Source organism: Xanthomonas bromi (genome assembly GCF_900092025.1).
Lineage (GTDB): Bacteria > Pseudomonadota > Gammaproteobacteria > Xanthomonadales > Xanthomonadaceae > Xanthomonas > Xanthomonas bromi.
Genome location: NZ_FLTX01000013.1, coordinates 34,373 through 46,461, shown reverse-complemented (window position 1 = coordinate 46,461; position 12,089 = coordinate 34,373). Strand labels below are relative to the sequence as shown.

6 protein-coding genes, 1 other RNA gene and 2 pseudogenes are annotated in these 12,089 nt (G+C 68.1%); 6 read left to right on the top strand and 3 right to left on the bottom strand.

The window, feature by feature from the left end; translation table 11 throughout:
* Positions 1 to 61: 61 nt before the first annotated feature.
* Positions 62 to 352, top strand: a complete 291-nt coding sequence (locus XBLMG947_RS05310; RefSeq protein ID WP_065466724.1) for a DUF2782 domain-containing protein — start codon at positions 62 to 64, stop codon at positions 350 to 352.
* A gap of 239 nt (positions 353 to 591) precedes the next feature.
* Here the strand turns inward: XBLMG947_RS05310 and XBLMG947_RS05305 are convergent.
* From XBLMG947_RS05305 to XBLMG947_RS05295, 3 genes and pseudogenes are all read right to left on the bottom strand, one after another.
* A pseudogene (locus XBLMG947_RS05305) lies at positions 592 to 3,015 on the bottom strand (serine/threonine-protein kinase).
* Positions 2,994 to 3,532: pseudogene (ecfK, locus tag XBLMG947_RS05300) on the bottom strand (ECF-type sigma factor EcfK). Before ecfK ends, XBLMG947_RS05305 begins: the two co-directional pseudogenes overlap by 22 nt.
* A gap of 43 nt (positions 3,533 to 3,575) precedes the next feature.
* Positions 3,576 to 3,651: non-coding RNA, sX9 sRNA (locus XBLMG947_RS05295), on the bottom strand.
* A 341-nt stretch (positions 3,652 to 3,992) separates the two neighbouring features.
* On the opposite strand from XBLMG947_RS05295, the gene XBLMG947_RS05290 reads away from it, so the two are divergent.
* The 5 genes from XBLMG947_RS05290 to XBLMG947_RS05270 all read left to right on the top strand — a co-directional run bounded on the left by XBLMG947_RS05290 (position 3,993) and on the right by XBLMG947_RS05270 (position 11,651).
* Positions 3,993 to 4,520: an RNA polymerase sigma factor gene (locus XBLMG947_RS05290; RefSeq protein ID WP_065466723.1), complete on the top strand. Its 528-nt coding sequence runs from the start codon at positions 3,993 to 3,995 to the stop codon at positions 4,518 to 4,520.
* On the top strand, positions 4,517 to 5,590 hold the full coding sequence (locus XBLMG947_RS05285; protein WP_065466811.1) for a FecR family protein: 1,074 nt from the start codon (positions 4,517 to 4,519) through the stop codon (positions 5,588 to 5,590). The genes XBLMG947_RS05290 and XBLMG947_RS05285 overlap by 4 nt, the downstream gene beginning before the upstream one ends.
* 394 nt (positions 5,591 to 5,984) lie before the next feature.
* Positions 5,985 to 8,873 carry a TonB-dependent receptor gene (locus tag XBLMG947_RS05280; RefSeq protein WP_181093122.1) on the top strand — a complete coding sequence of 963 codons (2,889 nt, stop codon included), beginning with the start codon at positions 5,985 to 5,987 and terminating at the stop codon, positions 8,871 to 8,873.
* Positions 8,874 to 8,976: 103 nt separating this feature from the next.
* Positions 8,977 to 10,278: a histidine-type phosphatase gene (locus XBLMG947_RS05275; protein ID WP_065466722.1), complete on the top strand. Its 1,302-nt coding sequence runs from the start codon at positions 8,977 to 8,979 to the stop codon at positions 10,276 to 10,278.
* 68 nt (positions 10,279 to 10,346) lie between these two features.
* Entirely contained in the window at positions 10,347 to 11,651 is a 1,305-nt protein-coding gene (locus XBLMG947_RS05270) for a jacalin-like lectin (protein WP_065466721.1), read from the top strand.
* The last annotated feature ends 438 nt before the right edge of the window (positions 11,652 to 12,089 follow it).

The window sequence follows — 12,089 nt, the reverse complement described above, 5'->3', positions numbered from 1 at the left end:
TGCACGCTCACGGCACACTGCGCCAGCGCATACTGACCGGCGATCAACACGGATAACGACAATGAAGAGAGCACGTCTTTTGCTGCTGCCATTGCTGCTGCTCGGCGGCTGTGCCACCAGTGGCGGCGACCGCACCGGTGGCGATGTCCCGGCTGGCGCAGATGTCACCAGCAAGACCATGGGCAACGGCGACAAGGTCGACGAATACCGCGTCAACGGCCAGCTGGAAATGGTGCGGGTCACGCCAACGCGCGGCGCGCCCTACTTCCTGTACGACCGCGACCACGACGGGCATACCGATGCGGAAAAGAACAAGGTCAACAAGGTGTACTGGCAGCTGTATCGCTGGTGATTTGGGGATTGGGGATTGGGGCGGCAGCGGCCTCCACCGGGATTGCGGTGCCGTGCGTGCTGCCAGGGTGGCAGCACGCAGCTGCAGATCTCGCACAGTGGCTGACGGACGCCGCAGCCAGCGGCTCGCCAGCGTGGTGCGGGGCCCGCTCGTTTGGTGCAGAGCTGCGGTCTTGCGGGCGTAGAGCCGGTGGCGCAAACCGCCGTGCTCGGGCCGCAGCGACAGCATCAGTCCGCGTCTCAGCGCTGCGCCACCGAGGTGGCGGTTTCTGCCTCGGCGGTATCGGCCGGTGGCGTGGCCAGCGCCAGGGTCTGGCCCAGCCTGCGCTCGGCCTCGGACATGCCGCGCAGGATCTCGGCGGTTTGCGGATGCGCGCGCCCCAGCACGCGCTCCGATGCGATGAGCGCGGCGCGCTGTTCGGCCAGCGATGCCTCCACCTGACCGTCGTCCAGCAACCAGAATGCATGGTTGCTGCGATAGGTGATGGTGGCCGGGGCATCGTTACCGAAGGCGGCGCGTGCACGCTCCATCGCGCTGCGGTAATACGGCCCGGCTTCGGTTAGCTTGCCCTGCTGGCGCAACGCGCCGGCCAGGTTGCCTTCGATCATCAAGGTGTCGGCGGCGTTATCGCCATACAACGTGCGCGAGACGCGTAGCAGCGGGACGAGCCGGCTTCGGCACCGGCAAAGTCGCGCTGCATCAGCAGGAACACCGCCAGGCTGTTGCGCATCGATATCACCAGCGGATGCTCCGGTCCGCGCATGGCCATGCGTTCGCGCAGCAGGCTACGCTGCAAGGCGATCGCCGACGCCAGCTGTCCGTTATCGGCCAGCATGGCGGCGTAGCTGTTACCCGCATCGATGCGCTGGTCCGCACTGCTGGATGCATTGGCCAGCACAGCGACATAGGCCTGTCGGCTTTCTGCCAACGCATCGCGCAGGCGGCCCTGCTCGCGGAGCGCCCACGCCAACCGCGCGCATAACGCGTGGCCCATGGCCCGGTGTTGCGCATCGCCCCGCGCCGCCTGCGTCATGCTCTGGCGCAATACGCGCTCGGCATCGCCGGGCTGACCGGCAGCGGTCAGCGCCTGGCCCAGCATGGAGGCCGCCTTCAACGCCGGCATGCTGCCTGTGCCGGCGGTCTGCTGCGCCAACGTCTGTGCAAGCCGCAGATGCGCCACCGCCTGCGGATAATCGGCCAGCGCGATGAGCGTGCGGCCCAGCGTCATTTCCACCTCGGTGCGCGCGTCGGGCTGGTCGGCCAGCTCGCGCGCCGCACGCTGCGAAGCCTGCTGCATCACGCGCAGCATCAGGGTCTTGTCCAGGTCCCGCGCAACGCCTGGGTCCACGCTGGACAACAACGAACTCATGAACTCGCCGGTCACCCGCGCGCGTTGCGCATCGCGCGCAGCCTGCTGCAACGACCACCGCGTGGCGCCCAGGCCGGCCACCACGGCGATCGCGGCAAGGCCGCCGGCCAGCACGCCGCTGCGATGACGCTGGGTGAACTTGCGCAACCGCAGCCAGCCGCTCACCTGCAAGGCGCGCGGTGGGTAGCCGTCCAGCCAGCGATGCAGATCGTCCAGGAGTGCGGACACCGATGCGTAGCGCGCACCCGGCTGCGGTGCAACGCGCACAGCACGATCGCATCCAGCCCATCGCGCAGGTGTGCGTGTAATTTCTCGTGGGTGGTCGCGCGTGCCGCGCAGATGCGCGCACGTGCATCGGCGGGTACCGCCGCCACCCGCTGCGACGGCCGCTGCGGCAAGGCATCGCGCCCGGCCACCGGCGCCAGCCCGCAACTCAACTCGTAGAACATCGCACCCAAGGCGTAGATATCGCTGCGCGCGTCCACGTCCTGCGCGCCGCGCGCCTGCTCCGGGCTCATGTAGCCCGGCGTGCCGCGCTCGTGCGCGGCCGTCATGCCGGGGTTGGCTGCATCGATGGCGATGCCAAAGTCGATCACGCCCGGCATCGGCCGCCCATCGATCTCGCTGACCAGCACGTGCTGGGTTTGAGATCGCGATGGATCACGCCTTTCTGATGCGCGTGCTGCACCGCCTCGCCGACCCGCAGCATCAGCAACACGCGCGCATGCAGCGACAGGCGGTGTTCGTCGCACCACCAGGTGATCGGTTCGCCGCGCAGGTATTCCATCACCAGATACGCCCGGCCGTGCGCATCGGTGCCGACGTCGTGAATCTGCGCGATCGCCGGGTGCACCATCTGCGCCAACAGCCGGCATTCGAATTCGAACAAGGCACGGCGCTGCGCATCCAGCGCGTCGGCAGCCACCAGCTTGATCGCCACCTCGCGCTCATACGCACCATCGGCGCGATGGCCCAGATACACCTGACCCATGCCGCCGACGCCGATCAGGCGGTCGATCGCCCAGGCACCGAAGCGCGTGCCGGCCGGCAGTTCCGGCAACGGTCCGCGCAATGCAGCGGCGACCTGTTTTAACGGCGCACGCACGCACAAGGTGGCCTGCGCTTCCACCGCCAGCATCGCCAGCAACTGGTCGCGCAGCACCGCATCGTCGCCGGCCTGCGCACGCGCGAATGCCTCGCGCTCGGCGGCAGGCAATTGGCAAGCCCGATGGAACAAGGCCTCCAGGCGCTGCCAGGAGGTGGCCGCAGGGCTCACAACTGCGCTGCCAGCCACACCCGGGCAAAGCGCAGATCGCGCTCCAGCGTCGGCACCGACACCTCCAGCTGCTCGGCGGCCTCGGCCACGCTGAAGCCCACCAGTTCGGTCAACGCGAATGCCTTGGCTTGCGCTCGTCCACCTGGGCCAGCTTGTCGAAGGCATCGGCCACCAGCATCAATGCCTCCGGCCGCGCGGCGCCATCGGACAGGCTGACGGTCAGGGTCACCGCCTGTCCCAAGCGCTTGGCGCTGGCCTGCTGCCGCGCCAGATCCACCAGCAGATGGTGCATCTGCAGCGCAGCCACCGAATAGAAATGCGCCCGCGAACGAAAGTGTTGCTGGCCCTGTTCCAGCCGCATCCATGCCTCATGGACCAGCTCGGTCGCCTGCAACCCGGCACGCGCATCGCGCCGCAGTTCGCGCAGCGCCGTGGCCCGCAACACCTCGTAGACCTGGCGCGCCAATGCGTCGCCGGCGCCGGGTTCGTCGCGCTGCCAGGCCTGCAACAACTCGGTGATCGGCAGCTCGGACATCCGGTCCATCTCGCCTGCGTGGAAGCGCAGTATCCCGCATTGGCGCCGACAGAACGTAGCGAGCGGTGGTCAGGTGGGTGCGGACGGCGCGGAGGAACCGGAGTGTACGAGTGGTACATGCCGATTCCGAGCACCGGCCGCGCCCGCCTGACGGCCGCGCAGTAGTTTTGTTAGCTGCTCTTAAGTCCCCGCCCACTGCGGCGGTCGGCAGCGCAGAGGAGCCCGGGCAGGTGGTGGGTTGTCGCTGGCTGTACGCCCTGTCTCACGTTGCGCCCCGGCCTGTTGTGGCCGAGCCAAGCGTCGTCTTGGGATGCTGCAGCAGTGTCAATCGCCCGCAGCAGCTGCAGAGGCTGTCGCCACCCTTCTGCTTGGTCGGCGCCCGGGCATCGACGCCGACCGCGTCACCGCGACGTCATACGCCACCGCTAGCCTGCGCCCCTCCAATCGGCCGGAGGTTCGGGTGTCTGCACATCCCAAGCGCGCCTGGGCACGTCTGTTCATCGAGCACGGTCCGGTACTGCGCGGGTTTTTCGTGCGCCGCGGGGCCAACGAAGACGCCGAAGACCTGGTCCAGGAAACCTATCTGCGCCTGCTGCGTGCGCATCAACAACCTGGCCAGGCCATCGCCAATCCGGAAGCCTATCTCTACACGGTGGCGGTCAACCTGGCGCGCGAGCAGGCGGCGCGGCGCAAGCAGGCACCGCTGTGCATCGAGGACATGGAGCAGTTCGCGCAACGGCTGGTGGCTGGCGACGATGTCGAAGACAGCGCCCAGCGGCAGCAGCGCCAGCAACGCCTGCAGACCGTGCTGGCCGGGCTGCCCGAACGCGTCCGCGCGGTATTGGTGATGCAGTATCGCGACGGCTTGAGCTACAAGCAGATCGCCGAGCGCTTGGGCGTGTCCTCGCACATGGTCAAGAAACATGTGGTGCGTGGGCTGTCGGCCTGTCGACAGGCGTTGGCCGAGAGTGGGGAACCGTGGTGGTGAGCGCCTCGTCGTGGGCGACACGCCGCTTGACCGAGGAAGCGGCGCACTGGCACGCGCTACAGCGCATGCAGCCGCTGGACGCCGACCAGCAAGCGCGTTTCATGGAGTGGCTGACCGCCTCGCCGGCGCATGTGCGCGAATATCTGGCGGTGGCGCAGGTGGCCGGTGCGCTCGGCGAGGCGCTGGGTGCCATGGCACTGGATGTCGACGCGCTGCTGCTGGCCGATCGTCAGCGCGACGCCGGGCCGGCACGCAATGTGGTGGCACTGCCATTGCCGCCGCGTGGCGCAGCGGACGCGGCAACGCGCACCCGTCGGCCGCGGTCGGTGGCACGCCGGCCCCACTGGCAGGTCGGGCTAGCAGCGATGCTTGCGCTGCTGACCGTCGTCGGCGGCTGGGCCTGGCCGCGCACCACGACCTATGCAACGGCGCACGGCGAGCAGCGCCGCGTGCAACTGGCCGACCGCAGCGTGGTGCATCTCAATGCGGACACGCGCATCCAGGCGACCATGACGCCGTGGTCGCGCCGTCTGCAGTTGCTGCGCGGCCAGGCGAGCTTCGCGGTCGCACCGGACCGGCGTCCGCTGCAGGTGCGGGCGCTGGACCTGCGCGTGGAAGACATCGGCACCGCCTTCGACATCGCACTGCATGGACAACAGGCACGTATCGACGTGTCTGCCGGTCGCGTGCATGTCTGGCGTGCCGACCGCCCGGCGCAGCCGATGCTGGCCAACCTGAGCGCAGGCCAGAGCGCGCGCATCGATGGCGCCGGCCGGGTCGAATTGAGCAATGAAGATGTCGCCACCATGCAGGCGTGGCAACAGCAGCGCATCGTGTTTCGCGACGAGCCATTGCGCAACGTGGCCGAAGACTTCAACCGCCTCAATCGCCTCCAGCTGCACATCGACGATGCCCACGCTGGCGCGCTGCGCCTGACCGGCAATTTGCGCAGCGACGATCTCGCCGGTCTACGGGCGTTTCTCGCGCAGCAGCCCGACCTGCGGCTCGAGCAGCGATCCGATGCGCTGCACATCGTCAGCCGCGCACCACCGGCGACCGCCATCCGATAGCGCACGCCGCCAACGGGACCACCTCGCTTGCGCCAACGTGTGCGCACCTGACTGCTGCACACGCCGCAGCACCGCGCGGCATGTACTTGCCGCGCGCCAATACGCCGCTGTGTCCCGCTCCCCTGCGTTTTCGCCTCGTGTGGTCTGGCTGACGCAACACGGTGCGCAACAACGACCAACGCAATCGGCGGCTGGCAGTGATGGCTCCATTTCTTACGCGCCATCCTTGGCCAGAGCGCAATCCCCTGCACATGCAATCCATCGCTTTGCACGTGTCACAGAAAATTCATCGAAAAACGGTGCCCGACTCGGCTCGTCGCGCCTCGTAGATGGGGTAGTCGCCGCATCGGCCCCCGGGCCTGTGCGGCGCCCCTTCTCCCTCTCCCTGGAAGTGATGATGCGCTGCTGCCTGTTTCTGTCCGTTGCCCTCGCCCTGCATGTCGGCACTGCCGGCGCTCAAACGCCGGCTGTCGCGGTCACTGCCATTCCCGCCCAACCGCTGGCACGCGCACTCAACACGCTGTCGCGCCAGACCGGTTTGCAGTTCGTCTACGCGGCCAGCATCGGCGCCGAGCGCCAGAGTCGCGGCACCACCGCTGGCGTAGAGCCCGAGCAGGCATTGCAGCAACTGCTCGATGGCACCGGCCTGCGCTACCGCTATCTCACGCCCACCACGGTGACGATCGAAGCGGACACGGCGATCAGCGAAGCGCCCGCTGCAGCAGTGCCGGCTGCGCCAACCGGCACGCCGATCGCCGCCGGTGCGCCCGTGCGCGAACTGGACAGCATCCAGGTACTGGGCAGCTATGCCGGTAGCCTCAGCGCCGCGCTGCGCCAGAAGCGCTATGCCGACAGCGTGGTCGACGTGATCGCCGCCGAAGACATCGGCAAGCTGCCGGCGCAGAACGTGGCCGAAGCCCTGCAGCGCGTGCCGGGCGTGTCGATCGTGCGCGACCGCGGCGAAGGCGTGTATGTGCGCGTGCGCGGCCTGGGCCCGAATTTCCAGGTGACCACGCTCAATGGCCAGACCATGGCGGTCAACGAGAACGTGCGCACCTCCGGCCAGACCGGCCGCCAGTTTCGCTACGACACCTTGCCGGCCGAACTGGTCTCCGGCCTGGATGTGATCAAGAGCCCCACCGCCGATCTGGACGAAGGCGCCATCGGCGGCATCGTCAACGTGCGCACCTTCCGCCCGCTGGAATTGGGCAAGACCTTGCTCAACACCTCGCTGGAATCCAGCCAGGCGCAGCGCACGCACGCCAGCGATCCGCGGGTGTCCGGCCTGTTCAACTGGGTCAATGCCGATGGCACCTTCGGCATGCTGGTGTCCGGCGCCTACGCCCAGCGCAGCCTGCGCCAGGACCGCGTCAACGAAGTGAGCTGGGATTACTACCCCAATGGCGTGCCCGGTGCGCCGGGTGCGTCCTACCTGCCCACCGGGCTGCGCCCGACGCTGGAATTGGAAGAGCGCGAGCGCACCGGCGTGGCCGCTTCGCTGCAATGGCGCCCCAGCGCGGCCTGGGAAACCAATCTGGACCTGCTGTATGCCAGGCAGACGGTGCACTACGACGAATACAGCCTGGGCGTGGGCTTCGACGGCGTGGCCAAGATGAGCAATCTGAGCGTGGACCACGGCGGGGTGACCGGCTTCGACTATCGCAATGGCCAGGTGCAGGTCTCGCGCGAGACCTCCGGCATCACCGACGACAACCGCAGCGCGCGCCTGTCCAGCACCTGGAACGGCGATCTGTGGACGCTGGGTGTGGTGGCATTCCACTCGCAGGCGCATAGCTACGACTCCGACCCGATCCGCCGCACGCGCTTGCGCAGCCCCAGCAACCTGTCGATGCGGGTGGAGATGCCGCAGGCCGACGACGACAACGTGCCGAACTGGAGCTTCACCAACGGCTTCGATCCGACCAACCCGGGCAGCGTCAGTGGGCGCCGGCTGGAATGGCGCGAGATCAATGCGCGCGACAAGGAAGACGCGCTGCAGCTGGACGCCAAGCGCACGCTCGGCGACGGCTGGCTGCGCGACATCAAGTTCGGCGCCAAGTACCGCCAACGCTCGCGCACCTACGATCGCGCCGACCTGCTGTTCAACCGCATCGCCGGCGTGCAATTTCCGGCCAGCTATTTCACCGCGCTGCCGGTGAGCGACATGCTGGTCGATGGCAAGGGTGCCCTGCCGCGGCATTGGCTGGCGCCGATCGAAGCGCCGTTCTGGGGCAACTGGCCGACCGCCGCCGACCTGAGCGACACGCCCAATAGCGCCGACCTGCAGAACTCCTACGAGGTGCGCGAGAAGATCGGCTCGGCGTATGCGCTGACCGACTTCGGCGGCACCCTGGCCGGACGCGAGCTGCGCGGCAATTTGGGCGTACGGCTGGTGCGCACCGAGCAGACCACCGACGGCCACGCCGACCTCGACGGCGCTGCCCAGCCGGTGCATTTCGAGCGCAGCTATACCAACGCGTTGCCGTCGTTCAACGCCGCCTGGGACGTGCGCGACGACATGGTGCTGCGCACCTCCGCGGCCAAGGTGATCACCCGCCCGGATCTGACCGACCTGTCGTCCAAGCTCACCTTCAACTCCAGCGGCGAAGTGCTGACCGCCAGCGGTGGCAACCCGGCGCTACGGCCGTTCGAGGCCTGGCAGTACGACCTGACCTTCGAGTGGTACATCGACGGCACCTCGGCGCTGACAGGTGGCGTGTTCTACAAGGACATTTCCAGCTTCATCCAGACCCAGCTGTCCTACCTGGACTACCAGGGCCAGACCTATCTGCTCTCGTCCAAGACCAACGGCAGCCAGGCCAGCGTCAAGGGCGTGGAGCTGGCCTACCAGCAGGTGTTCACCGGCCTGCCGGCGCCGCTGGACGGCCTGGGCATGCAGCTCAACTACACCTTCACCGACAGCCAGGCGACCTACCGCGACGGCACGGGCCGCTTCACCGACAGCCTGGAAGGCGTGGCCAAGAACACCTACAACGCCGTGCTGTTCTACGAGAAGGGCCCGCTGATGGCGCGCGCCAGCTACAGCTGGAGCGACAACATCGTCAACGCGGTCGGCACCGCCAACGTCGCCACGCTCAACAGCGATGCCTTCGGCAGCCTGGACGCCAATGTCGCCTGGAAGGTCAACGACACCCTGTCGGTGTTCGTCAACGCCATCAACCTCACCGGCCAGGTGCAACGGCAATACGTCGGTGACCACCTGTTCGGCGGTTACACCGACTACGGCCGCACCTGGTCGCTGGGTCTGCGCGCCCGTTTCTAAGCGGGTCTGCACGCCGCGGTGGCGGTCGTCGCGTTCGCGCGCGGCCGCCAGCGCATTGCGCTGATGGTTTCGTCCCACCGCTTCATTCGCACTGGATTTGCCGATGCTTCTGCGTTTTTGCCGACGCGCTGCCGCCCTGCTCGGGCTCGCACTCGTGCCGCTCTCCCCTGCCCACGCCACCGACGCGGCGCCCGACACGCTGGAAAAGGTGGTGATCCTCAAGCGCCATGGCGTGCGTGCGGCGATGTCCAGCCCCGAACAGCTCGGCCGCTATTCGCTGCACCCATGGCCGCACTTCGCCGTGCCGGCCGGTCACCTCACCGCCAACGGCGCGCAGCTGGAGCGCCTGTTCGGCGACTACTACCGCGCGCGCTACACCGCCCTGGGCCTGTTGACCGACGATGGCTGCGGCCAGGCCTATTACTGGGCCAACCGCACCCAACGCACCATCGCCTCGGCCGAGGCGCTGGCCAGTCGGCTGACGCCTGGCTGCGCCAACCCGGTGCACAGCGTGGCTTCCGGTAGTTCCGATGTGCTGTTCGATGGCACCGCCGCGCTGCGTCGGCCCGACGCGCGTGCGCGCATGCAGGCGGCCATCGCCGGCCGCATCGGCGGCGACGCCCGTGCCTGGAACGCCGCCCACGCCGATGCGATCGACACGCTTGAACACCTGCTGCTGCAATGCGCACAACGCCCCTGCCCAGCGCAGGCTGCGCCCGGCAAGCTGCGCCTGACCACGGTGCCGGCCGGGCTGGACGATGCCGGACCGGCGATTCCCGGCATCGATGGTCCGGCCGCGGCCGCTTCAGGCATCACCGAAAGCCTGCTGATGGGCTGGGCCGATGGGCAGGATTTCGCTGCGTTGGGGTGGCAAGGCCTGGACCAGACCACGCTGTTGCGCGTGTTCGCCCCGCACCAGGCCGAATTCGCGCTGCGTCTGCGCGCCCCGACCGTCGCGCGCCTGGCCAGCACGCCGCTGGCCGCACGTCTGCTGGCGACCCTGCAGCAAGGCAGCGATGGCGCCTCCTCTGCCGACGCCATCGGCGGCGATGCACGCCTGGTGGTGATGTCCGGCCACGACGGCACGCTGACCCTGCTGGCCGGCATGTTCGATCTGCACTGGCAATTGCCCGGCTACCAGCCCGACCAGACCGTTCCCGGCGGCGCACTGGTGTTCGAGCGCTGGCGACGCGCCGACGGCCAGCGCGTCATCCGCCTGCGCTATACCGCGCAGAGCCTTGCGCAACTGCGCGAACGACAGCCATTGACGCTGCAGGCACCGCCGCCGAGCGCGGCAATCTTCATTCCCGGCTGCGGCACCGCCACGCCGGCCTACGACTGCCCGCTGCCGCAGTTCGCCCACCTCGTCCAGGCCGCGCTGGACCCGCTCGCCATGGACCCGTGATCCCCCACGCGACGCGCTGGGCCCAACGCGTTGCGTCCATCCGCAGTACCCAACCGCACGAGGTCATCATGCTTCAGCATCTTCGTTCTCTGCTCAGCGTCGGAATCGGTCTGACCCTGGCCTGCGCCGGCGTCGCCCACGCGCAATCCAGCGTCGGCGTCCTCGACGTGCTCACCTACAACGTGGCCGGCCTGCCCGAGGGCATCTCCAGCGGCAATCCTGCCACCAACACCTCGCTGCTGGCACCGACGCTGGCGCCGTATGCGCTGGTCCACGTGCAGGAAGACTTCAACTACCACGCGACGCTCTACGCCGGCGACAACCACCCGTATCGCACACCCACCGGTGGCGGCGCCGCCATCGACGACGGCCTCAACACGCTGAGCAACTACCCCTTCAACGACTTCACCCGGGTCGAATGGGACAAGTGCAACGGCACCGACTGCCTGACCCCGAAGGGCTTCAGCTACATGCAGGTGCGGCTGGACAACGGCGTCCTGCTGGACGTCTACAACGCCCATCCCAATGCCGGTACCGAAACCGCCGACCTGGCCGCCCGCCGCGCCAACATCACCCAGCTCTCGCAATTCATCCGCACCTGGTCGGCCGGCAACGCCGTGCTGGTGATGATGGATTCCAACACGCGCTACACCCGCAGCGAGGACAACATCCGCGAGCTCATCGCCAGCAACAATCTGATCGACCCGTGGGTGGAACTGATCAAGGGCAACGCCCCGACCGCCGGTGCGGCGCCGCTGTTGTGCGGTACGCCGCCGACCAATCCCTGCGAGGTCGTCGACAAGATCCTGTACCGCGCCGCCCCGCAGCTGACCTTGGCCGCCAACCTCTACCAGCTCGATCCGGGCAACTTCTACGACAGCGCCGGCAAGCCGCTGTCGGATCACTATCCGCTGTATACGCAGTTCGGTTGGGCGGCAGGCACCGACGTGCGCACCAGCGACAGCGTCGGCGGACCGCATGGCGTGCCGTTCAACGACGTGGCCGGTGGCGCCCACCAGCGCCAACTGCGCAGCGTCACCCTGCGCGGTGCCGAGCGCCTGGATGCGGTGGCCACCAGCCTGGACAACGGCGCCACCCTGGCCCACGGCGGCAACGGCGGAACCGCCACCACCCTGGCCTTGCGCAGCGGCGAAACGCTGACCTCGGCCACCGTCACGCTTGGCCAGTACAACGGCCGCATCCGGTTGTTCTCGCTGAGCTTGGCCACCAACCAGGGCCGCAGCATCGCCGCCGGTACCCCGACCAGCGAGCGCTACACGCTCACCGCGCCCACCGGCTGGCATATCGCAGGTTTCACCGGCCGCGCTGGCGATGAAATCGACAAGCTGGGTGTGATTTACAGGAAGGATTGAACGACCGGTTGCACCACTGCGGACGCCAGGACAGCACGGCATGCACAACGCCGTGCTGTCCTGGCCGCACATGCACGTTGCATGCGGCGGTAAGCGGTGCATTTGACGCATCGCCAGCTATCGGCATGCTCGACGTGATGTCCTGCTTGCGAAACGACGGAGTCGTTGCACGTTTGCAGGACGGCCACCACTCCATGCAGCCGCGCCGACACGACGCACGACAGAAGCAGCCATCGGCTGGCCGCGTTGACGTATTGACGCGCACATCCGCATGCCGCCGTTCCGGCGCGTTGCATTCGCCGCAGCGCGCATCCATTCGCGTCACGGCCGCTGGTCTGCCTGCGTGCATGCTGAAGTGTCGGCGGATGGTATCGCCCGCGTACGCAACGGTTGCCGGCAGCTAAAGCGATGCAGGTGCGCACACCGGTGACCTCGGCA

Coding starts and splice junctions, on each gene's coding strand:
- XBLMG947_RS05275 (WP_065466722.1), top strand. CDS start 8,977: ATGCTTCTGCGTTTTTGCCGACGCGCTGCCGCCCTGCTCGGGCTCGCA.
- XBLMG947_RS05270 (WP_065466721.1), top strand. CDS start 10,347: ATGCTTCAGCATCTTCGTTCTCTGCTCAGCGTCGGAATCGGTCTGACC.
- XBLMG947_RS05310 (WP_065466724.1), top strand. CDS start 62: ATGAAGAGAGCACGTCTTTTGCTGCTGCCATTGCTGCTGCTCGGCGGC.
- XBLMG947_RS05280 (WP_181093122.1), top strand. CDS start 5,985: ATGATGCGCTGCTGCCTGTTTCTGTCCGTTGCCCTCGCCCTGCATGTC.